We start from the raw sequence: 22,785 nt of genomic DNA, 5'->3' as shown, positions 1-22,785 counted from the left end.
ATGACGGCAGAGGTATTCGTCCTGGGCGGGGCACAAAGCGATTTCGCGCGCAATATGGAGCGCGAAGGCAATGGCATGTTCGAGCTGTTTCGCGAGGTGGCCGAAGCCTGTTTCGCTGCCACCGGGATCGAACCCCGCGAAGTCCAGACCGCCCATGTCGGCAATTTCGTTGGAGAGTTGTTTACCGGTCAGGGCCAACTCGGCGGCTTCTTCGGCCACGTCCATCCCGACCTCGCCGGCGTTCCCGCCTCCCGCCACGAAGCGGCCTGCGCTTCCGGTAGCATCGCCCTGCTCGCTGCCTCGGCGGAGATCGAGGCGGGCCGCTACGACCTTGCGCTCGTGCTGGGCATCGAACTCATGCGCAATGTGCCGGGCCAGACAGCAGCCGAGCACCTCGGAGCCGCGGCCTGGGTCGGCCAGGAGGCGAATGAGGCGCGCTATCTATGGCCCTGGATGTTCTCCAAGGTCGAAGAGGAATACGAAAAACGCCACGGTCTCGACCGCGCCCATCTCCGCGCGATCTCCGAGAACAACTTCACCAACGGCAAGCGCAACCCCAATTCGCAGACGCGTGGCTGGGCGATCACCGAGGATCACTTGGGTGAGAATGACGAGCTCAACCCGCGCATCGAGGGGCGGCTGCGCAAGTCCGACTGCGGTCAGGTGACCGACGGCGCCGCCGCGATCTTCCTCGCCTCGCGCAAATATGCGGAAGGCTGGGCCAAGCGCCGCGGTATACCTCTGGAAGCAGTGCCCCGGATCAAGGGTTGGGGCCACTCCACCGCCCCCCTGATGTACCAGCGCAAGGTCAATGACAGCGAAGGCCAGCCCTATGTCTTCCCCTTCGTGCATAAGGCAATGATGGACGCGCTGGGCCGCGCGGGCATGGCTGATGTCTATGCCTGCGACGGGGTAGAGGTGCACGATTGCTTCTCGGTCACCGAGTACATGGCGATCGACCATTTCGGCATTACCCCGCCGGGCGAAAGCTGGCGCGCGATCGAGGATGGCACGATCGCGCTAGGCGGCAGGCTGCCGGTCAACGCCTCGGGCGGGCTCATCGGCTCGGGCCATCCGGTAGGTGCCACCGGGATCCGCATGTTGCTCGATAGCTGGCGGCAGGTGACCGGAAATGCCGGCGATTACCAGGTCGAAGGCGCCCGCAACTACGCCACCTTCAACGTCGGCGGCAGCGCAACAACTTCGGTCAGCTTCGTCGTCGGCGTGTGAGCGCGTGCACGAGGTATTCCTGTACGATGCGGTACGCACGCCACGCGGCAAGGCTCGGCCGGACGGAGGCTTGGCCACGTTCACCCCGCCTGCTCTCGTTGCCCACCTCGTTGATGCGCTCCGCGAGCGAGCCGGTGAAAGTATCGGTGATCCAGGCGCCTTGCTGCTGGGCTGTGTAACGCAGACCGGATCTCAGGGTGGTCACATTGCGTTGGCAGCGAAATTGGCGGCCGGTCTTCCGCACACTTGCGCGGCCCATACGATCAACAACTACTGCGCTTCGAGCCTTAGCGCGATTGGCCACGCCGTGGCGAGAGTCGCGGCGGGCCAGGAACGATCCGTTCTTGCGGGCGGCGTCGAAATGATGAGCCTCGTCCCCTTCCTGGACGACCGGGCCGAATTCTACACTGCCCAAGAACTCCCTCCCTCCAAGCGCTTCGTCCCTCCGGTACTGGCAGCCGACCGTCTCGCGCATTCCGAGCGAATTGGCCGCGCCGAGCTCGATACCTGCGCGTTGACCTCGCAACAGCGCGCCACCTCCACCGACCGCGATCCCTTGCTGCAAGCCTCGCGGATCGCTGCCGGCGCGCTGACTGGCGAGGAGTGCATTCGTCCCGATACGACTGCCGAAAGTCTCGCGACCATACCTGCTGCCTTCGGCGGTTTGCAGGACCAATATTCTGAGGCGCTTGAAGGCAGCAAGTTCGACCCGCTTCATACCATCGCTCACGCGCCGCCTGTTTGCGACGGAGCCGGGCTGGCAATCCTGGGCGTTGAAGGGGTAGCTCCCGCTCCGCGGGCTCGCATCGTCGCCTATGCCGAAAGCGGAGGCGATCCTGCCGCTTCCCTAACCGCAGGGATTGCTGCGATGGACAAGGCTCTTGCCCACGCGGATATGTCGCTCGGCGATATGGACCGGATCGAGTTCATGGAGGCCTTCGCAGTCACCATCGCCAAGTTTTTGCGCGACCGGTCGCCCGATCCGGGGCGCGTCAATGTTGGCGGGGGACATCTGGCCAAGGGCCATCCAATGGGCGCAACCGGAGCGATCCTCACTTCAACCCTGCTCGATGCGCTCGACGGTTGCAACGGGCGCTATGGTTTGGTGGTAGCCACAGGTGCCATGGGAATTGGCTCAGCGATGATCGTGGAGCGACTTGCAGCGCAGCGCAGGAATTAGGTGACCGTCGAGACAGTCCGAACCCATACTCACATGGATCTGAAGTAACCCATCTCGGGCTTCTCGATCAGCAGCGAGTTGATATGCGACCAGTCGCCCGATTGGTTGATGCGGGTGAAGTGGTCCTGATGCAGTTCCTTTGTCGCCCACACCTCCTCCAGCACGAACACATTGGGTTCGTCGATATCGCGGAAAACCTTGGCGGAGACAAAGCCAGGCTCGGCGGCCATGGCGTCGGAAACACCGTCCATGATTTGAGCAAACTCCTCCACCCCTTGCTCGCTGGCCTCGAACCGGATGATTAAAGTGACAGCTTCATCCGGCGCTGATGGTTCTGCTGTGCATGCGGACAGGGCGATCAGGAGAACAGTCATGACCGAGAATATCGATTCAATCTTCATGAGATCTCTTTCCAAGACTGCGATCGAAGCGGAATGCAGCGATCGTTCATTGATGAGTGGATTTTGCGGTGGTGGGATCGTCGCTAGCCATTGTGCGCCAGCCCCACAAGCTGAGCGCCAGCATCCCCGCATTCGCTGCCAGGTCGAGCGCCAACCAGCGGCTGAAGACCGGGACTTCGAACACGAACCAATAGTTGAACCAGAAAAACGGCAGCAGGGCCAAGGCGTAGATAAGGAATGTCGTGCGGCGCCATTGGCTGAACCAGATGAATAGGCCGCCGAGGACTGCCTGCGCTCCGAAACAGCCGATCAGAACCGCGCTGGTGGTGTTCAAGACCTGATAGTCCGGGGCGATCGTCAGCTGCTCGACCATGCCCGGGGCCAGCAGGCACCATCCCCCGAGGATGAAATAGGGCAAGGAGATCAATCGCTGGATATGGAGAGGATGCATGGTCTGGGGCTCCCGGCGGTTTCTTAGGTCGAGCGTAGGATTGTCAGTTGTTCGCGCCACCATCCGGCAAGCGGAACTCCTGGTAGATGTAGCCATCGTCGTAGCAGCGCGTCTCCGCGTGCTGCAGGCCCGTCTCGGCGATGCCGCCTTCGAACAGGCGAACGCCGCCCCCTAAGGTAATCGGTGCTCGCTTAAGGCGGAGAATGTCGATCAGGCCTGCCTCCATGAGCGAGCCTGCCAATCGACCGCCCCCGCACAGGTAAATCGGACCCGTGGACACGGTCTTGAGACGACGCGCACGATCTACTGCTGGCTCGCGAACGAGCTCAACCCTCGATCCCGCTGGCAAGGTGAGGGTTTGCGAGAAGACGTGGCAATCCATGGACGAGTAGGGAATGTCTCCGGGTTTCAAGCCGAAGCGGTAACCAAACTCGTACGTCGCCCTTCCCATTATCGCGAAAGCATAGGTTTCGAGCCTCGCCAGGTAGTCGTCCACGACGGGCCCGCTTTCGCTAAAGCCGGTGATGTCGCCATCGGGCCCCGCGATGAACCCATCGATCGATACTGCGACGTCATAGATGATCGGCTGCACAATAATCTCCTGATTGAGGCCTCTGCGGATCAAATGACGAGCTCCGCGATCTCGCGAACGGCAAGAAAGCTGGAACGCGCTCGCGATATTCGCGATAGGGTTCACCGATCTTCTCGATTAGGTCGGCCTCTTCAAACGGTGTTGCGACAAGCACATAGATCACGGTAGCGACCGCGAAAACGAGATGCCCGACCGTAAAGTGAGAGACGAGGAAGGGAGAGATCATCCAGCCGAGGCTGATCGGATGACGCACCACGGCATAGAGATACCTTGCGCTCATCGGACGCTGCTCCGGGGTTACTTGTCGGAAGTTCTCCCACGCCTGAGCGAGGCCGAGAAACCTGAAGTGGCCGAAGTGGAAGGTTGCGGCCACCATCATGACCCACACCCCGGCATAGGCCGCGAGTATCAACCCTACCAGTGCGGGCGACTCTACACGCCAGATCGTGATCGGAATGGGCGTCCAGTAGTACATCAGAAACCCGACATTGATCACCGTCATGTAGAGATATGTGGCCCGCTCGATCGATGCAGGGACGATCTTCGTCCACCAACGCTTGAACGACGACCTGGCAGTGATCGAATGATGCAGCCCGAACATGGCAATGAGGACAGCGTCGATCGTGATCGCGGTCCACAGCGGCAGGCGGTCGCCATCGCTGATGGCCTTGGGCACGTCGAAGTCTGCGATGAAGCCAACGATATAAGCGAGGCTCGCCAGGCTCAGCACATATGCGACGCCCGCGAAGGCGAGTATAAGAGACCTGCGCATCGTGCTTACCAGTTCCGGCTGTTCTGCGCGTGAGTGCGCAGGTAGGCACCGGGTTCGAAATGCTCGTCGTAGAAGTCGGTGTCGAGCTTGTGGGCCTGCAGATACATCAGGGTCAGCATGGCAGGCACCTTGGCCGGGAAACGCCCGAAGGTGTCCTGGATGTACTGCGCCATGTGAGCGACGCAATCGATGAACTCGTCGTTGATCGGTGCGCCTTTGCGCCGGACGGCATCGGTCTCCTTGTAGGGGCCTTTCGTCCCTTCATTGAAGGGGCCGCCGCTGCCGAACTTGCGCCTCACAACGGATTCGACCGCGGCGCGCATGTCCTTGAAATGCGGCTGTGTGTGACCTTCGAAGACACCGTCCAGACCAGTCACATGCGGCAGGGGCTCGCCTTCGATCATGTCGTAGCGGAAGCCCAGGCCCGGGACCTCGGGATCGCCGCTGGCGCCCAGAATGCTGAAAGGATTGAGGCCGTTGAACATCCAGCCACCCAGCCCCATCGCCTGCAGCATGAGCGCTCCGGCATAGCATGCGCATGAGAGCTCAACGGTCACTTCGGTAGCGCTGACCTGCTCGACGTAAGAGAATGGATAGGGGTTCTCGATATCGACCAGGTGCTTGTACTTCTCGAGCCCCGGGATCGGTCGGTTGTTGACGTCGTCGTAGATGCAGACGCCGTTCTGGACGAAGTAGCACAGCCCCTGGATGATGTGCTGCGCCAGGTCGGCCACCGGAATGATCAGCGTGCTGCCGGGGATGTTCACGCACCAGTCGTTGTGCATTTCCATATGTTCGGGCCGCGCCGGAGTGGCGAGGCGCCCGTCGGCAATCTTGACGATCCGGCTCCGGTGAGCATCGAGATAGGCGTTGAGATCGGTCTCTCCGTTTGCCGCTTTAGCTTCAACTGCGGGCATGTCCCGCGTCGGCAGGAAGTAGACGCCATTATCGTCGGTGTAGAAGAACTCGGTGATCTGGAATCCTGCCGCCGAGGGGAAGGTGCGCCCACCGGCAGCACCCGCATAGTTCGGGATATTCGGCAGGTAATTGCGGTTGTACGGGATGAGGTTCGACCAGCCGGTGTTGCCGGCCACGGTCGTGAGCAGCATCATCTGTTCAAGCTCGGACAGCGGCTGCGGCTGGTGCTTGGACGCGTAAGCAAGCGGGCCCCCGGGGATCGCCGCGCCGCGCGCGAACCTGCGCGATCGCCTCCCGTGGATGGCCTCGATGAGTGGGAACTCTACGGCCTCGGACAGCCCCTTGGGCAGGTCGGGAATACGGTCCAGCATGATATTTCCCTTGGTCTTGAGCGTCTTTGCGGTCGCGCTGGCACCCAGGCCTGCGAGCACTGTCCCCGCGCCCAGCATGGATGCGCCGAGCATTCGGCGTCGTGATGTGTCAAACATAGTCAATCTTTCCTCGGAAGCGGGCGGTCCCGCGTTGAGGTGCCTTCTGACGGCAAAGAGATCGGCACAGTTAGGGCCTGAATCGACAAAAACAGGTCAAATATGCCAGTATGACCGAATGCCTGCATCCGCCCCCCAGAGACCCGTCTCGATTAGCCTGGTTGCCGTTCCGGAGGTATCGGCTGCCATCGTGCTCAGCCTGCACGAAGTGTTCGCCTATGTCGGAGTCGCCTGGGAAGCCCTGACCGGTGACAGATACGAAACGCGATCGCTGGTCCCGCGCATCGTCGGGCGCTCGACCGAGCCTATCCGGACCTCGATCGGCGCGATGCTCGTTCCCGACCATACGTTCGCGGAAATGCACAGGTCAGATGTCGTCATTGTCGCGGACCTTTTCATGGACGACGGGCTTGGTCCGGTTGGGCGTTGGAAAGACGAGATCGCCTGGATTCGCAATCAGTATAGCCGGGGCGCGATCGTCTGCTCGGTCTGCACGGGATCGATGATGCTGGCCGAAGCGGGACTCCTGGATGATGTCGATGCGACCACGCATTGGAGCGCGACCCAGACCTTCGCGGAGTGCTATCCACGCGTTATCCTCCAGCCTGAACGACTATTGGTGCCCGGCGGCCATGAGCATCGCATCGTCACGAGCGGCGGATCGGCCAGCTGGACCGAGCTCGCGCTCTATCTGGTTGCGCGCTTTTGCGGAGAGGCAGAGGCACGGCGCACCGCAAAGATATTCCTGTTCGGCGACCTCAGCCATGGACAGATGCCCTTCGCCGCGATGGTACGCCCCAAACAGCATGACGATGAGATCATCGCCGATAGCCAGCAATGGATCGCCGAGCACTACGCCACCGCCAACCCGGTCTCTCGGATGGCTTCCAGATCAGGTCTTGCCGAGCGGACGTTCAAGCGGCGTTTCGCCAAATGCACCGGATACGCGCCGCTCGATTACGTTCAGTCACTCCGGATCGAGGAAGCCAAGCAAATGCTTGAGACGACCGACCGGGCGATCGACGATATCGCTTTGGACGTCGGCTATGAGGATCCAAACTCGTTTCGTCGTCTCTTCAAGCGAACCACGAGCATCACACCGAGCCAGTATAGGCTGAAATTTCAATCTATTGCGGCGCTCTGACAGCAACCGGAGTCCGCAAACCAGACGCACATTTCAGTAATGTCGGTGGACCACCATGCCGGCCTTTGGCTAAGTCGACAGGTGCGAAATATTTGAAGGCATCGGTGCTAATTCTCTCGCGGACTAGCCAAGATCGCGAGGCAATGTAGCGCGATGGTAGCAGCGGCGAGCGCGGTAATATCGGCGGAATCATAGGCAGGCGCGACTTCGACCACATCGGCCCCGCGCACATCCAGCCCGCCCAATCGCCGCAGGATCGAGAAGCTCTTGGCCGTGCTCGGCCCGCCTGCCACCGGCGTTCCTGTTCCCGGCGCAAAGGCCGGATCGATGAAATCGATATCGAAGGTGAGATAGGCCGGGCGATTGCCGACCACCGCCTTCACCCGCGCGGCGATGTCATCCGCGTCCATCCGATCGATATCCTCGGCGGTGAGGATATTGAACCCCAGCGTGTCCTTGTTGTTGGTGCGGATGCCAAGCTGGATCGAACGGGCCGGATCGACGATCCCATCCTTCACGGCGTGGTAAAACATCGTTCCATGATCGACTTCGCCATCGTGCGGCCGCCAGGTATCGGTATGGCTGTCGAAATGGATCAGCGAGATCGGCTCGCCCACCTGCGCGGCGACCGAACGCAGCACGGGCCAGGTGCAGAAGTGATCGCCGCCCAGCATCAGCGTCTTCACACCCTGTGCGTGAATGGCCGCGAACTGGGCCGCGATATCTTCCACCACCTGCATCGGCGAACCGTAGGGGATCGCGATATCGCCGAAATCGACCACGTCGAGCCGGTCGAACGGATCGAAATCCCAGCCCCAGACCGTATTCCAAGCAATCATCGCTGAACCCTGCCGCACGCTGCGCGGGCCATAGCGCGAACCGGGCCGGCCGGTCGTGGCACTGTCGAAGGGGATGCCGACCACCGCGACATCGGCACCCGAAACGTCCTTCGAATAGCGCCGCCGCATGAAGCTGAGCGCGCCCGAGAAGGTCGGCTCGACGATGGTGCCGTCCGCCCCGCCCTTGCGGGTAAAGGCGAGATCGGTCGGCAGCTTGGATGATTCGTCGGCCATGATCTCAGATCGTCAGGCTGACGTATTTCATCTCGACATATTCATCGATGCCGTACTTCGAGCCTTCGCGGCCCAGTCCAGACTGCTTGACCCCGCCGAACGGCGCGATCTCAGTCGAAAGAATGCCCGAATTGACGCAGACCATGCCGCTCTCGATCGCTTCGGCCACACGCCACACGCGCGAGAGGTCGGTCGAGTAGAAATATGCGGCGAGACCGAACTCGGTGTCATTGGCCATCGCGATTGCTTCGTCTTCGGTCTCGAAGCGGATCACCGGTGCGAGCGGGCCGAAGGTCTCCTCGCTCGCGACCAGCATGTCTTGCGTCACGCCGGCAATCACGGTGGGCTCGAAGAAGGTGCCGCCCAGCGCGTGGCGATGCCCGCCCGCGATCAGCGTTCCACCCTTGGCGAGCGCGTCGGCGACATGCTCCTCGACCTTCTCGACCGCCTTCTCGTCGATCAGCGGCCCCTGCTCGGTGCCATCCTCGATCCCGTTACCGACCTTGAGAGCCTTGGCCGCTGCAGCGAGCTTCTCGATGAAATCGTCATAGACACCGGCCTGCACATACAAGCGGTTGCTGCAGACGCAGGTCTGGCCCGAATTGCGGTATTTGCTTGCCATCGCGCCCTGCACCGCAGCGTCGATATCGGCATCGTCGAACACGATGAAGGGCGCATTGCCGCCCAGTTCGAGGCTGAGCTTCTTGATCGTCTCCGCGCTCTGCCGCATCAGCAACCGCCCGATCTCGGTCGAGCCGGTGAAGCTGAGCTTGCGCACCAGCGGGTTGGCGGTCATTTCGCCGCCGATATCCTTGGCGCTGCCGGTAACGACCGACAACACGCCCTTGGGAATGCCTGCCTCCTCGGCCAGCACCGCCAGCGCGAGCGCCGAATAGGGCGTCTGCGCGGCAGGCTTGATGACCATCGGGCAACCCGCCGCCAGCGCCGGCCCGGCCTTGCGCGTGATCATGGCGTTGGGGAAGTTCCATGGGGTGACGGCCGCTGTCACGCCGATCGGCTGTTTCAGCACGAGGATGCGCTTGTCGACCATATGGCCCGGGATCACATCACCGTAGAGCCGCTTGCCCTCCTCGGCGAACCATTCGATGAAACTCGCGCCATAAGCGATCTCGCCGCGGGATTCGGTCAGGCTCTTGCCCTGCTCCAGCGTCAGGAGCTGCGCCAGGTCCTCCTGATGCTCCATCATCAGCTCGTACCAGCGCCGCAGGATCAATGCCCGTTCCTTCGCCGTCTTGGCTCGCCACGCCGGGAAGGTTGCCTGTGCAGCCTCGATCGCACGGCGCGTTTCATCGGCCCCGCAATCGGGCACCGTGCCGAGCTGTTCGCCGGTCGCAGGATTAGTCACAGCGATGGTGCCGCCACTGTCGGCGCCGACCCATTGGCCGTCGATGTAGCAGGCTTCGCGAAGGAACGGGTTTGCGGTCATATCAATCCTCAAGCAAAAATTCTCGGTCTGGGCGGCGTTTCGTCGGGGCCTCTATGAATGATAACGATCATCTCGCCGATCGGTCCTGTGGAAATGACCAGTGGCAGGTACATCGCGGTATCATCGCGAGTTGCCCATGCCCTTACTCCATACGCGATACGCTAGTCGCGCACGAACAGTCGGGTCACGCCTTGCTTGCCGCGTCATCCCATCTCTTGGGGTATCGAAGTGGTGAGGTTACCTTGGGGTCGCTCAAGCGTCGTGGAGCGAGACAAGCTGGATAAAGGAAGGGATGCCGAGGTGCTCCTCCACCAGCGCGCAGCGCGCTTCGGCGGCAATTCTCACCCCTCGGGTCAGTTGTTCGTCCTGGAAGTGTAGCGCGACACCATCGTCGAGCGCGTACACGGGAAAGCGCGCCCTCTCGTCCGAAAGGAAAGAGGACAGTTCTCTGCGGCGTTCCTGGCGAGCATCGTGGTGGACGCAGATCGTCCCCGGGATCAGTCCAATCCCTTTCCACGGCATGATCGCGGTTCTTATACTGTCGGTCAGGCACCACTCGAACATCATTGAAGCGCCTGCGCTGGCCCCGACGATCACGGTTCCCTCGCGATAGGCGTGCTTGAGCGCAGAGATCGCATTCCACTCGCGCAAGATGGCGAGCAGGTTGCGGGTCGAACCGCCGTCGATGAAGACAATGTCTGCACCCTCGAAGAAACTGGCCGGATCGCCATCCTCAAGCTCGAAAAAGCTCATGACCTCGGGACGGAACTGGGCTCGATCCGCCAGGCTGTAGAAGGCGCTGATCCGCTGAGGCTGGTCGCCCTTTGCCGCACCAACATATCGAACGACCGGGTTTGCGCAGCTGGGCGTATCGAGGATGTAGTCGAGCATGTACGTGGGTTGCCACGAGGGGACGAATAGCGATGCCGAATCGCTCAATGCGATAAACTGGCGTGATCGAGTCTCGGCCATCCTATCCCGTCCTCATCGCAGATGCGCCAGCCCGCGGGCATGCGCATGAAACAGGGCCCTGAAATCCCGCCAAACATCCCCAGCGCATGAGCAAGCACCGCAAGAAATGCCGCGAGCAGTATCAGCGCTGGATAGGAAATTCGGGCGGGCGCTGGTCATGATTGAACTGCGCCCGCCCCTAGGCCCGACCCGAGGGCTCAGAACCGGACTCTCACACCCGCGTAGAATTCACGCCCGAGGACCCGGCTGAGAGCGGAGTCGAGATTGTAGCTCGATCCGTAGTCGAGTCCCGTCGGTACGAAGGCACCAAAGTCATCGAACAGGTTGTTCACACCCCCATAGACGCGGAACCGGTCATCCTTGCCGAAGTCATACGACATGTAGATCCGGTGGAAATCCTGGTCGCCAACCTTGAAGTAACGCTCATCGGTCGGGTTCGAGTGCTGGGCGATGTTGTCGACGCCGCCACCTTCATAGGTCATCGTGTAACTGAGGCGGAACGGTCCATTTCGATAACCGAGACGAAGGCGGAACTCGTCCTCACCATTACCGATCTCCCCAAGGGGCGAAGAGGTAATGATGGTACCGCCAATACCTTCGAAGGAGACTTCCTGCTCGAAGTAGTGCGAGTAGCGGAAGTCCACATCGAAGCGCCCCGGAATGAACTCCGGATCGAACCGATACATGAGCTGGACGTCGATCCCGGAGACGATCTCGGTGTCGAGGTTTTCCTGGAAGTTGATCACTTCCGTAATGCGTCCCACCCCATCGCGGGTAATGACGTCGCAGAACTTGTTGTTCGGGAAATCATCCGCCGCGTAGCACAGGGAAACCGTGTTCTGGGTCGATACCGACGTAATCGCGTCCGTGATCTTGATCCGGTAGTAGTCGGCGACCAGCGTCAGGCCGGGGATGAAGGTCGGCGTGAAGGCAAAGCCGGCCGTGATGGTGTCGGCGGTTTCTTCCTGAACGTTCGGATTGCCCGCATTCGGTCCCTGTGTACCAGTCTGATCGTCAGTGAACGGATCACCCGCATTATCCGGGTCGGCGAAGAATGCCTGGATCCCGGGTTCGGTCAGGCAGTTCTGCGCCACGAGGACCAGGTCGGCGTTGTCCGCGCCGTCACCGGTGATGCCGGTGATGCCGGTACCATCGGGCAGAAGGCCCTCACACGGATCTTCCAGGCCATCGGCATCGGGGCGCGGTGGGGAGAAGATCTCGGTGAGATTGGGTGCCCGCTGCGAGCGCGAGTATTGCGCACGGAAGGCAATGTCCGGCGAAGCCTGCCATACCCCGCCGATATTGTAGCTGAAGATGGTGCCGATGGTGTTGTAGTCCCCGACGCGTGCGGCGGCCTGCACATTGAACCCGTCGAACACCGGGACGTCGATTTCGGCATAGGCTTCCTTGACCTCGTAACTGGCCGACACGCTGGGGAATGTCGCCAGCGACGTAACGTCGAAGTCGCTATCGGGAACATAGCCCGGCGTGTCCCGCGTCGCCCCGTCCTGGAGATCGCGCACTCCATTGATGCCGGCGAAATCATCGCCGTCGGGATCCCCGTCGGTCACCTGGCTCTCACGACGCCACTCGACACCGGCGGCAAATTTCACGTCGCCAGCTGGCAATTCGAACAGCGACCCGGACAAGAATGCGCCGGCGGTATATTGCTTTCGCACCTGCTCACCGTGGCCGTTGTGCCGTATGTAGTCTGCCGCTGCGGTCGAGATCGTCCCTTCGCCGAAGGGATTGAGCGGGCTACAGCCATCCGCCCGCGCGGCGGCATCGGCGCATTGGAACCCACCGTTACCATCCGCCTCGACGTCGAGGGCAAATCGCGCCTTGAGGAAATTGTATTCGTTGGGGTTGTCCTGGACCTGCTTGAACCGTCCGTAGGTCCCGTAGACTTCATAGCGAAGCGTGTCTGACAGATCCCCGGTGAGATCTGCGATAAAGCGCATGGTGCGGCGATCGTTGATACGGGCCTGCTCGCCCAGTTCGATCAAGCGGCGGTTAAAGCTGACACTGCCGCTGCGGGTCTCCTCAACTTCCGGTGGGATAAATGGGTTGGACGCCGAAATGTTGCCGATATCGGACCCGTCGCCGAGCGTGTCGCCATTATTGAGCGTCTCATACCCGGTGTAGTAGATCGTATCGACGTCCGAATAGGAGCCGGTGAGCGAGAACTTGGCTGCGTCGGAGAACTCGAAGGTCGAATGAAATGCGAGGTTGAGTACTTCTCGCTCGGGAAGATTCGAGCGACCTTCGCGGAAGTTCCAACCGTCGAAGTCGGTATAGAAATCCGAGCCTGGCGGCCTGGCGCCCGGGCCGGTCGTCGGACGGAGCGAGAGATCGTTGAACCATTGTCCGTCGACAAACCATGCATCGCCTTCGAACACGCCGCCGGGCGTCGAACTGCTACCGCTCGGGAGGATGCAATGTCGCTCGGTATCGATGCCGAAGCATCCCGGGTAATTGATCTCGTTGGTCCAGCCATCGCTGCCCGTCGATGAGATCGGATCGTCAAATTCGAGGTTGGCAAGTGTCAGCGGACGAGTGGAATCCGCGAATACTTCGTTCTCGTTGCGATACTCGACGCCAAACAGCACATAGCCACGCCCATCGGCGAACTCCGTGCCGGCAAGTGCATTTATCCGATACTCCTCACCGCCGCTCGCTTCTGGTGTGGAATAGCGCGCATCCAGTTCGATGCCGGTGAAATCGTCCTCTAGGATGAAGTTCGCCACCCCTGCAATCGCATCGGAACCGTAGACCGCCGACATGCCGCCGGTCAGTACTTCGGTGCGCTCAACGAAGCCTGCCGGAAGTGTCGACAGACTGACCCGGTCGGAATTGCCCGAGTTGGAGACGGCGCGCTTGCCGTTGATCAAAACGAGCGTGCGGTCGTCGCCCAGGCGGCGCAAGCTGATGGTCGAAAGGCCACTGGTCTGAATGAGGTTGTTCGAGCTTTGCGGAGAGATCGATTCCGAAATGCCGGGCAGTTCAAGCACGGCTTCCGCAAGATCGGTCGAGCCCGATTCCTCGATATCCTGCGCCCCCAGCACCTGGATTGGAACGGCGCTTTCCTCGATGGTGCGCTCGATGCGACTACCCGTGACGACGATCTGGTTCTGCGGAGATTCGGTTGTTCCGGAAGGTGCCGGAACCGATTCCGGATCCTGCGCCAGAAGTGGCGAAGCGATGCTCGCTGCCAGTGCCAGACCCGAACAACCAATCATTCTTGCCGTGGTGGCAATCATCGTATTCTCTCCCTCAGTTCGTCATCCCGTGAAATAATTGTTCGCCTGAAGGGTCCTTGACATCCAATTCATTATCCGCAAACGTTGATGCGAAAAAATGCAAGATATTGTAAAAAGGAGCTATTTTGGAACTTAAGTGGTTCGAAGATTTAATTGCTGTTGCTGAAACTGGACATTTTTATCGAGCAGCCGAAGCGAGATTTCTCACTCAATCGGCTCTCAGTCGGCGAATAAAGTCTCTTGAGAACTGGGTTGGTGCCGAACTGCTTGATCGCACTTCACATCCAATCGCTCTCACGCCCGCCGGATTGGAATTTATTCCGACAGCCAAGGAAGTTCTGGCCAGCGCCTATGAGGCACGCGGGCGGGCGGCGGAGCTTGCCCGGCTCTCGGATCGTTCCATAACCATTGCCTGCCTGCACACGCTCGCGCTCTATTTTGTCCCGCAAACGATCTCCGAGCTTCAGGACGAAATTGGATCCTTCGAAGTTTCTATTGTCGCTGAAACGCGCACCATCGACGAATACCTCGTGAGCTTGCAGAGCGGGGCGACCGACATTTTCATCAGCTTTGCCCACCCATCCGCACCGATCGACCTTGATGACGCCGAGTTTCCGATGATCGTTCTTGGGACCGAACGGATCATGCCCTTCGTCAACCCCGAGCATGTCGAGGTTGATCTGTCGGACAACTCGCGGAAGCTGATCCCCTACCTAGAGTTTTCGGGCACATCATTCATGTCGCGTGTGCTCGACAGCGTATTGCGAAAGGCCCGGTTCGCGAAAAGGCTACGTACAGTATATCGCGCCTCGCTGGCGGAAAGCCTGTGCACCGGCGCACAGAAAGGTCTGGGCGTCGCATGGCTTCCCGAATCCATCGCCGAGAACACGCAGAATCGCGCTCCGCTCGAATGCATCAGCGAGAAATGGTCTACCGAGTTCGATATTGTGGCAATCAGGGCTGCATCGAATACGAGACCGATCGTCGAAAATATCTGGAACGAATTAGCGTCTGGCGGACCACGCTTGGCGAACTAAGGGCGCGCTGCTGGTGCCGTCAGTCGGACGCGAACTCTTGAAGCGCCATCAATTGTCGATTGCGAAAAAGCAGGTACCTCAACCTACTATCAGGTGCTTTGGTCTGTTAGTGACTGATGCGGAGGTACGCCGAGTTCGCGCGCGAGCCGACGCAATGCGTCGGCCGTCGTTGCCACTATAGGGATGCCCAAACGCGCACTTTCCGCCTGTTCCATTTCGCGCATCTGTCCCGGAAGTCGCAGCTCATCGCCGGGTGAGGCGCCAGCCAATGTGCGTATCAGCAGGTCCATACGTCCGTCCCAGGCGGCGTCATCCATCCAGCGACTTATGTCGAGGGCCAGGAAGAAATGTCCGCTGCGACTGGCCCTGTCGAAATTCGCATAAAGCGACCCCACTTCGTGCGCGATTCCGGAACCCGTCAACACGCCTGCCAGCACCTCAACCATCAGCGCTAGCCCGAACCCCTTGGCGCCGGCGGCTGGCAGCAATGTGGCCGATTGCGCCTTCTCCGGATCAATCACAGGACGACCGTCTTCATCGACAGCGATCCCCTCAGGCAGCGGAATGCCTGCGCGCTGCGCATCGCGGATGGTCGATCCCGCCACCGCAGCAGTCGACATATCGACTAGGAGCCTGCCGCCAGCGTAAGGCGCTCCGAAGGCGAACGGGTTGGTGCCCAGTGCGGGCCGCGTGCCGCCGGGGACCGCAACTTTGGGATAGGAATTCGACAGCACCAGGCCAATGGCACCTTGGTCGACCATCCGCGCTAAGAAATAGGCACCAGTCCCGAAGAAGTTACTCGACGACACACCGACGACGCCGATCCCAGTCTTTTTTGCCAGCGCCACCGCATGATCCGATGCAAGCGTCCCGGCATGCTGGCCAAATGCATCTCCAGCGTCGAGATGCGCGATTGACGGGCCAAGGTCCTGAAAAGTTTCCTGCGCAGGGCACTTGATGAGCCCGGCTTGAACCCGCTTGAGCAGGATCGGCAACCGTTCCACTCCGTGGTTGCGCCGCCCCGAAGCGTCGTTCCACACCAGATTGTCGGACACCGTGGCGATCTGCGCCTCATCGACCCCAGCCGCAGCCATCAGCCTGTTGATAAAAGCTGCAAGTTCGGACCGCGCGATCCGGAAAGGTTTAGTATCTTCAGCCAAGGCTGCGCCAAGTCTTCTTGAGCGCCCGCGACAGCGATTGCATTAGGTTGACGAGGCCCGGCATCGGATCGTGCAGCCGAAACAGGTTTGGCACTTTCCTTCCCTCCAACAGGCTACGGAGCCACCCAGCGAGGTTCAACTCACCTCGACGACGAAGCTCCAGAAAGGCCATGGCATCGCGGATGAACGCGAGCATTCGTACATCCTCGGCTACCTGTGTCGCGCGCCATACGTGTTGGCCGGTTATGCTGCGATAAATCAACTCGTCCGTCGGCACGCCGGATGCAACGGCAAGTGCCTGGGCCGCCGTCAGGCGCGGGTTGCACTCAATTACCTTGAGCTTTCCGTCGCGCGGATCGCGCTTGAACTCGACATTTCCCATGCCCCGCCAACCAAGGCCGTCGAAGAACCGGCGTCCCATTTCTGCCGTCTCGGGAAGCCAGATGGAGCGATGATAGGTGCCACCGCCACGATTGACCGGATAGCGACGAACAACGCATTTGGTGTATTCGAACAACCGTCCCCCCGCGCCATCGACATAGGTGTTATAGCTGCTCAGTAGGTCATCCGGGCCCGGGATCATTTCTACCAACATGACCTCCAGTCCATGCGAGAAAGCTAACGCCAATTTCTCGCGAACCGCGTCGATACCGCTTTCGATGATGAACAGTTTCCGACCGAAAACCGGCACGAACAGGTGCGAATGGATCGGCTTGATCATCAACGGAAACACCAGCTCATCGGCCAAATGATCAAGGTCAGTCAGGCTGGCGACCTCCCAGAACTTGGGAACCGGAACACCGACGTCGCGGGCACGGACCAAGGTTTCCCGCTTGTCGAGCATGGCAAGGCGTAACGCGGGATCGAATGATTCGAGCAGGTAGCGGGCGGAAAGCGCTTCGTGATGGTGGCACACGAACGTTATTGAATCATCACATAGTGGCAGCAAGACGTGCCCGTCGAACCGGCGATCCTCCGACAAGAGAAGATCGCGCCAGAAATCGGCAAGTGAAACGCCCCGCGGTTGCCGGTAACTTGCGACGCATGCGTTCGAACGCGTGGCCCAAGCACCGGGGCCACCCGCCGCTGAAATCCGTACACCCAACCGGCCAAGATTTCGAGCGACGGCAACCCCGTTGGCCCCGCCACCGAGAGCCATGAGCGGAACGGTAGGATCCAGTGGACCGGCCGCTGCTATCTGCTCCAGTGACGCGCCGGCTGGCGGTTGCTCCAAGGCCTGGGACAGGACGCGAGTATCAAATGCGAATTCGCGAGTCATGGCATCATCACCCCGGTCCGCTCCTCGAAAAGGTGTTCGAGGATCAGCAGCGGAACGGGTACAGCAATTGCCGGATCACGAACAAGCATATGGTGGTGGATACCGGGGTTGACGTTGACCTCGTTGATCACGGATCCACACTCGCCAAGCGGTCGGGTCAGGTCCCCGCCGATCAAGTCCACACCGGCAAAGCGGATCGCCATGGCTTGCACCAGATCACCGATACGCCGAACGATATCGTGGTGCACAATTCCTTTGACGCTGTGGTTATCCGATGCAGTGTTCTCGTTGACCGCTCCTTTCACTACCAACCGCTCGCCCTTCGCCGGACGGTACGCAAGAGAAAGTCCTGCGCGAGCAAGCGTATTTTTCATATCCGAGTCTATCCTCAGGGGGCTGAGCGCGGTGACCGGCGGTGCAAGCCGCCGCCTATTTTCCCGCCCGACAAGCTGCCCGATGCTGTGCTTATCGTCGCCAGTCACCGACGGCGGGTCGCGCCGTATGGCGTCAATGAACTGCCCGTCGAGGTAGAGTAGCCGGTAGGATGGGCCACTGACTTCTTCCTCGATCAAAAGGTTGGGTCCGAACCCGGCCGCATAGCGTGCCGCTCGGTGCAAGCCGGCCTTGTCGATTACCCCTGTTGTCACGCCCATCCCACCGCCCGTACCCGCAAGCGGTTTGACCACCGCAGCCTGACCGATCCGTGCGAGGAACGCCTCTGCCTGACCCAGCTCGGTCAAAGTAAAGGCTGCGTGACGGGGCACCGGCAAATCACGCGCCAAAAAGCTCTCGTAGCAAAACAGCTTGTCGCTAATCACCAACGAAGTCAGAGCATCGTCTAACGGTAGATTTGATCGCTGCACATGAGTGACAAGCCCATCGCGACGAATGCGGATCAGCCCCAATCTGGCAACCTCCACCTCCGCACCGAGATCGGAAGCTGCGCTGCGCCACAGGTTGTCGTAAAAGGCCGCCCGGATTGGCAACATCCTACGCCGCTGCAAGACACTCTGAAAATCCAGCAAGCGGCGGGCCCGCGTCAGGCGAGAGAACATCGTCCCTCCCTGCTGCGTGGCGAGACGCGAGCCTCAGAATCAGTCATGAAAGATGCAACCATCCGCCTTGAGTTGCGCATCGACCCAGTCGTTCGAGAAATCCCCGCGCAACACACTTGCCACATATGCGGCGAGCCTCTCCCTTGCATCTTGCAGCCGGGTTAGAATTGTCTCTGCATGAGCCTTGGGAATTACCGTGACACCGCTGGAATCGGCGCGGATAAGGTCGCCTGGATTGACGACGATACCGCCGCAACTGATCGGATAATTGATTTCTCCCGGGCCGCGATGCAGCGGCCCGAAAGGCGTCACCCCCTTGGCGTAGATTGGCAATCCGCACTCGCGCACGCCCGGCAAATCACGGATCAACCCGTCAATCACGAAGCCAGCAATGCCGCGATGTCGCGCCTTGTTAGCTACAAGATCTCCGATGACCGCCGCGTTCATGTTGCCGCTGCCGTCTACAACCACGATGTCGCCCGGCTGAGCGATATCGAGAACCTTGTGCACCATCAGGTTGTCACCCGGAAAAACCTTCACGGTACAGGCCGGTCCGGTCAGTTCCGCATCGTTGACCAGGTTATGGATTTCGCTTCCCATCGCGTACATTCGATTGAGCGCGTCCGAGATATCAGTGGATTCGAAGCTGGCGAACTGCGTAACGACTTCTGCGGGCAATCGGTCGAAAGTCTTGCGCACCATAAAGCCCGGGCCAGGTGACATCTCCGAGGATTTGGGTTTCTCGGAACCTGCTGAGTCACCTCGCATTGGGTAGGGCCTTTCTCATTCGCTGACCACTTCTCGTACGTGGTGTATTTGAGCTGGTCCGGTGTTCAGACGGCGGGCATTTCCACAGGCTGCCGGACCCGAGATCGGTTCAGACCGCGACGGTGGCGCGCCCATAGATATTCTCGCCCAGCGGGTCGTCTCCCTCTCCGTTCGCCTTGATGTACAGAACCGCGGTGCCCGCGCCCTTGACCCGTTCATGATAGAGCGCGGAACCCAGGAAAACGATCACATCGCCGAATGACTCCTGCAACATCCGCGCTTCAGGCCCATCATACAACGCCTTGATAGCCTCGGGATTGTCGTCTTCGAGGAACTTGGCCCTATGCTCCAGGTTGGGACCCGGGTCGAGGTCGGGAAACACGCAGACCGTCGAGCCCTCTGGCAGATGCACCGGCAACCCAATGGAATAGTGCGATGCCGACCTGTCCTTGTGCGGCGCAGGATAAGAATTGGCGTGGTCGTCATAGACTTTCAGGTGCCGCTCGGAGATCGTGAAGTCGGGAATCGGAATTCCCGTCAATTCCGCCATGCCTTGGCGGAACTCGTCCGCGTCATCTTCAGACCGAAAATCGAAAACGAACTGGCGCTTCTTACCTGTGATCTTCCAGTCATCTGCTTCCAGTGCAGCTTCCCGCATGGCAGTGTCGAAAAACTCGCGCAGGTAGGCCTTGAAATCGTCAGTGAGCACGTCCTTGAGAAGAACATAGCCCTGCTGTTCGAGTTCAGGCTTAAGGTTGCCAGGATTATTCTTGAATATCATGAGTTTAACTCTTCGAAACCTGACATGAAGTCTGCGTAGCTGCTAGTAGATTGTCAATAACGCAAAGGGCTAGTCGCTAACGCAAAGGGTTAGTCAATAACGAGTAGCGCCGAGCATGGGCAAACAGGGAGTTCTCCTATTCGGCGTCTCAGAAGGGGCCCGCAGAGTAACTCAGAATTTGAGGCGGAATTTGTCTCGATAGGGCGCTCCCCGAAGCATCGATGCACACATCAAGGCGCGGAGAATTACACGATTCTGCGACCCAACTTCTCAGACGTCAGTCAGTCATTGCTGAGACTACGGGGCGGAGATCTCGGTCTATTGCTAACTCGTTTCAGCACCAAACTCGTCAATCGGGTGCGCTTGCTTTGACAATGCCAGCCTGACGTTTCGCTGGGATAGAACCCTGGTTCATATTCGCCGTGAGTTTCCCGAGAGTTTCCTCGATAAGAGCATTGGCAAAATGAGATTGGCAGACAAGGATTCGGTAGTCCGCATACTTATGACTGGAAGCGCTCTACGCGCTATAACCGTCTGGCAGCATTTGGACGAGACGGGTTTGCCTTCATGCAACAAAAGGCAGCTCGCTCGGCGGCGAAAGACTTTTCCCCTGAGGCATCGCCGCTGCCTGGTAAGAGAAGGGCGATGCAATCGATCTCGAGCTTCATAATGAAGGCAACCAGTGGGTCATGAAGTCCACACGGATGGCGGTCTAAGCCAGCTAGGAGAAGTTGGTCCATTCGGGCGTTTCGCGGTCGCAATTATGGCGCAGAGCGGCCGCCTAGCGATAGCAAGCTCAATGGTGCAGACAAACTTGACTGTGCCCCGCCCCAAGATCGGAATGGTCGTCCAGCCGGTCGAACTATGCCAACTCTATTACAGATCGGTCGACTTGCTTAGCTTAAGCTGCTTCGTAATATGTTCACCCGGTCAACCGTTTGCTGCAAAAAGTGTAGGCCGTTCTTGATCTCATCTTCGGTCCAGCCAGTTATGATCCGGTCGATCATCCTGTTAGCGCGGTCCATCATTTGCTCGATTTCATGAATTCCCTGATTTGTGAGCTCGACTAACTTTTCTCGTCCTGACGTTTGACTGTTGCGAATCTCGATTAGAGGTTGTTCACGGCCTGCCATGCGTTTCAGCACCTTGGTAACGGCTGGACTGCCCAATTCGTACCAACTGGAGATCAGCCTTTCGATCTCTTTGCGCGGTATGCTCTTGCCGTTCTCCGCTTCCGAATGAATCATCCACAGGATTACCGCTTCGTGGTGGCTAAGGAACGGACCTTGTAGGGCTTCCTCCATTGCCGCACCGACCATGTAGTGAAACGGGTAGAACAGCCGCAGGAAATCGGGCGATGCCTCATGCGGCGGCACTTTCATGTCATCGGAATCTCTGACCATGTGATCGTCCATAAACTGCCTGCGCAGAATTCCTATCTCTTCAATCTTGACAATAATAGTGTCCTATGGAAAGTTTCCATCGGACACTATTTGGGAGGGAGAGTAGGTGGAGGATACCGTCCTTGAGGATCTTTCGATTTTGGGCGCGCCGGAATCGATCGCCGATCCATATCCGATCTATGATCAACTGCGGGCGAAAAGCCCGCTATTTGGCTATCGCGATTTCCCTCCCGGAACGGTTCCTGGCATTGACGACCCGCAGCCCGCTTGGGTCGTGCTCCGGTTTGATCACGTCTCTCAGGTTGCCTACGATCACGAGCGCTTCTCATCGCGCGACAGCCTTCAGGAAGAATCGAGCGCGCCGACCCTGATGCTGGTCAACCATGACCGGCCGCAACACACCCGCCTACGCAAGATTGCGGCCAAGGTCTTCCAACCCAGCTCAATCAAGGCCTTTCACGAAGAAGCAAAGGTCCTTGCCGCTCAGACAATGGACGAGTTTCTGACCCCCGGCGAACCTGTCGACGTAATGGAAGATTACTGCGCAATGCTGCCCAGCCGAATCATGGCAGCCTTGCTCGGCGTGCCCATGGAGCGTGATCGGGATATTCGCCGCTGGGCCACGGCCTTTATGCTTTCGGAGGATCTGTCACCCGAGGAACGGCAGAGCCGCAACGTCGCCCTGCTTGAGTTTTTCGACGCTTTCGTGCGTGACTTTGTGGCAAACCGCGATGCCGCAGCGACTTGCGCACCTCTGTTGCGCGCCTTCCTCGACACGGAAGTCGAAGGCGAGAAACTCAGCACAGAAGAGGTCATCCTGTTCTGTGTGACAGTCACTGTCGCAGGCGCGGAAACGACCTCGTTCCATCTGGGCAACATCTTCGCCGTGTTCGCCGATGAGTCAGGAATCTGGGAGCGCTACCAAGCCAATCCCTCATCGTTCGATCGGATATTCAAGGAAACCCTGCGTCGTCATGGTCCGCCCCAGCGTCTTTTCCGGGTCGCCACCCAAGATACCCAGGTCGGCGATGCCCTCATTAAACGCGGCGAGTGGGTCGCCGTATTCTTCGGCGCGGCCAATCACGATCCGGCTGTATTCCCCGATCCCAAGACCTTCGATCCCGATCGAGAAAATCTCAGCCGCCATATGAGCTTCGGCTACGGGATCCACCGCTGTCTTGGCGCACCGCTCGCTCAACTCGAGCTCGAAGTTACCGCAGAGCTACTGCGCGAGCGTTTCGAGCGGATCGAAAGAACCGAACCGGCCGAGTGGCAGGGGGTCAGCCTCCTGAACCATGGCCTAGCCCGCAACGTGTTGAAGTTCATTCCTAAAAACCAATCCTGAAACGATCAGGCATGCCGGCAACCACCGGT

20 protein-coding genes are annotated in these 22,785 nt (G+C 59.7%); 5 read left to right on the top strand and 15 right to left on the bottom strand.

Going from position 1 to position 22,785, the window contains the following annotated elements:
- On the top strand, window positions 1-1,230 hold the full coding sequence (locus P7228_RS09900; RefSeq protein WP_278015077.1) for an acetyl-CoA acetyltransferase: 1,230 nt from the start codon (window positions 1-3) through the stop codon (window positions 1,228-1,230).
- Window positions 1,231-1,234: 4 nt separating this feature from the next.
- Window positions 1,235-2,410 carry a thiolase family protein gene (locus tag P7228_RS09895; RefSeq protein WP_278015076.1) on the top strand — a complete coding sequence of 392 codons (1,176 nt, stop codon included), beginning with the start codon at window positions 1,235-1,237 and terminating at the stop codon, window positions 2,408-2,410.
- 29 nt (window positions 2,411-2,439) lie between these two features.
- Here the strand turns inward: P7228_RS09895 and P7228_RS09890 are convergent, their stop codons facing one another.
- From P7228_RS09890 to P7228_RS09870, 5 genes are read right to left on the bottom strand one after another with little or no spacing between them, the layout of a single operon-like run.
- The gene (locus tag P7228_RS09890) at window positions 2,440-2,811 is read right to left on the bottom strand and encodes a putative quinol monooxygenase (protein ID WP_278015075.1); all 372 of its coding nucleotides are present in this window, start codon (window positions 2,809-2,811) and stop codon (window positions 2,440-2,442) included.
- A 46-nt stretch (window positions 2,812-2,857) separates the two neighbouring features.
- The gene (locus tag P7228_RS09885; protein WP_278015074.1) at window positions 2,858-3,262 is read right to left on the bottom strand and encodes a hypothetical protein; all 405 of its coding nucleotides are present in this window, start codon (window positions 3,260-3,262) and stop codon (window positions 2,858-2,860) included.
- A gap of 43 nt (window positions 3,263-3,305) precedes the next feature.
- Window positions 3,306-3,854 (bottom strand): dihydrofolate reductase family protein, encoded by a 549-nt coding sequence (locus P7228_RS09880; RefSeq protein ID WP_278015073.1) that lies wholly within the window; start codon window positions 3,852-3,854, stop codon window positions 3,306-3,308.
- On the bottom strand, window positions 3,835-4,626 hold the full coding sequence (locus P7228_RS09875; RefSeq protein ID WP_278015072.1) for a methyltransferase family protein: 792 nt from the start codon (window positions 4,624-4,626) through the stop codon (window positions 3,835-3,837). The genes P7228_RS09880 and P7228_RS09875 overlap by 20 nt, the downstream gene beginning before the upstream one ends.
- 5 nt (window positions 4,627-4,631) lie before the next feature.
- Window positions 4,632-6,032, bottom strand: a complete 1,401-nt coding sequence (locus tag P7228_RS09870; RefSeq protein ID WP_278015071.1) for a hypothetical protein — start codon at window positions 6,030-6,032, stop codon at window positions 4,632-4,634.
- Between the two features lie 118 nt (window positions 6,033-6,150).
- Here P7228_RS09870 and P7228_RS09865 point away from each other — a divergent pair, with 118 nt between their 5' ends.
- A complete protein-coding gene (locus tag P7228_RS09865) occupies window positions 6,151-7,176 on the top strand; it encodes a GlxA family transcriptional regulator (RefSeq protein WP_278015070.1) in 1,026 nt (341 codons plus the stop codon).
- A gap of 107 nt (window positions 7,177-7,283) precedes the next feature.
- Here the strand turns inward: P7228_RS09865 and speB are convergent, their stop codons facing one another.
- The 4 genes from speB to P7228_RS09845 all read right to left on the bottom strand — a co-directional run bounded on the left by speB (window position 7,284) and on the right by P7228_RS09845 (window position 13,928).
- Entirely contained in the window at window positions 7,284-8,249 is a 966-nt protein-coding gene (gene speB / locus P7228_RS09860; RefSeq protein ID WP_278015069.1) for an agmatinase, read from the bottom strand.
- A gap of 4 nt (window positions 8,250-8,253) precedes the next feature.
- Window positions 8,254-9,696 (bottom strand): NADP-dependent succinate-semialdehyde dehydrogenase, encoded by a 1,443-nt coding sequence (gene gabD / locus P7228_RS09855; RefSeq protein WP_278015068.1) that lies wholly within the window; start codon window positions 9,694-9,696, stop codon window positions 8,254-8,256.
- A gap of 252 nt (window positions 9,697-9,948) precedes the next feature.
- A complete protein-coding gene (locus tag P7228_RS09850; RefSeq protein WP_278015067.1) occupies window positions 9,949-10,668 on the bottom strand; it encodes a Type 1 glutamine amidotransferase-like domain-containing protein in 720 nt (239 codons plus the stop codon).
- A gap of 197 nt (window positions 10,669-10,865) precedes the next feature.
- Window positions 10,866-13,928: a TonB-dependent receptor plug domain-containing protein gene (locus P7228_RS09845; RefSeq protein ID WP_278015066.1), complete on the bottom strand. Its 3,063-nt coding sequence runs from the start codon at window positions 13,926-13,928 to the stop codon at window positions 10,866-10,868.
- Between the two features lie 125 nt (window positions 13,929-14,053).
- On the opposite strand from P7228_RS09845, the gene P7228_RS09840 reads away from it, so the two are divergent.
- Window positions 14,054-14,965 (top strand): LysR family transcriptional regulator, encoded by a 912-nt coding sequence (locus P7228_RS09840; protein ID WP_278015065.1) that lies wholly within the window; start codon window positions 14,054-14,056, stop codon window positions 14,963-14,965.
- Window positions 14,966-15,054: 89 nt separating this feature from the next.
- On the opposite strand, the gene P7228_RS09835 is transcribed toward P7228_RS09840, so the two are convergent.
- The 6 genes from P7228_RS09835 to P7228_RS09810 all read right to left on the bottom strand — a co-directional run bounded on the left by P7228_RS09835 (window position 15,055) and on the right by P7228_RS09810 (window position 21,411).
- Window positions 15,055-16,125 (bottom strand): Ldh family oxidoreductase, encoded by a 1,071-nt coding sequence (locus P7228_RS09835; protein ID WP_278015064.1) that lies wholly within the window; start codon window positions 16,123-16,125, stop codon window positions 15,055-15,057.
- Window positions 16,118-17,404, bottom strand: a complete 1,287-nt coding sequence (locus P7228_RS09830) for a carboxylate--amine ligase (RefSeq protein WP_278015063.1) — start codon at window positions 17,402-17,404, stop codon at window positions 16,118-16,120. Before P7228_RS09830 ends, P7228_RS09835 begins: the two co-directional genes overlap by 8 nt.
- Window positions 17,401-18,459 carry a hypothetical protein gene (locus P7228_RS09825; protein WP_278015062.1) on the bottom strand — a complete coding sequence of 353 codons (1,059 nt, stop codon included), beginning with the start codon at window positions 18,457-18,459 and terminating at the stop codon, window positions 17,401-17,403. The genes P7228_RS09830 and P7228_RS09825 overlap by 4 nt, the downstream gene beginning before the upstream one ends.
- A 39-nt stretch (window positions 18,460-18,498) precedes the next feature.
- Window positions 18,499-19,161, bottom strand: a complete 663-nt coding sequence (locus P7228_RS09820) for an RraA family protein (RefSeq protein WP_278015061.1) — start codon at window positions 19,159-19,161, stop codon at window positions 18,499-18,501.
- 175 nt (window positions 19,162-19,336) lie between these two features.
- Window positions 19,337-20,008: a phytanoyl-CoA dioxygenase family protein gene (locus P7228_RS09815; RefSeq protein ID WP_278015060.1), complete on the bottom strand. Its 672-nt coding sequence runs from the start codon at window positions 20,006-20,008 to the stop codon at window positions 19,337-19,339.
- A gap of 896 nt (window positions 20,009-20,904) precedes the next feature.
- The gene (locus P7228_RS09810; RefSeq protein ID WP_278015059.1) at window positions 20,905-21,411 is read right to left on the bottom strand and encodes a MarR family winged helix-turn-helix transcriptional regulator; all 507 of its coding nucleotides are present in this window, start codon (window positions 21,409-21,411) and stop codon (window positions 20,905-20,907) included.
- Window positions 21,412-21,517: 106 nt separating this feature from the next.
- On the opposite strand from P7228_RS09810, the gene P7228_RS09805 reads away from it, so the two are divergent.
- The gene (locus tag P7228_RS09805) at window positions 21,518-22,756 is read left to right on the top strand and encodes a cytochrome P450 (RefSeq protein WP_278015058.1); all 1,239 of its coding nucleotides are present in this window, start codon (window positions 21,518-21,520) and stop codon (window positions 22,754-22,756) included.
- Window positions 22,757-22,785 lie beyond the last annotated feature (29 nt).

Origin of the sequence: Altererythrobacter sp. CAU 1644 (genome assembly GCF_029623755.1) — a bacterium.
Classification (GTDB): domain Bacteria; phylum Pseudomonadota; class Alphaproteobacteria; order Sphingomonadales; family Sphingomonadaceae; genus Erythrobacter; species Erythrobacter arenosus.
This window is presented reverse-complemented; position numbering and strand designations above follow the sequence as displayed.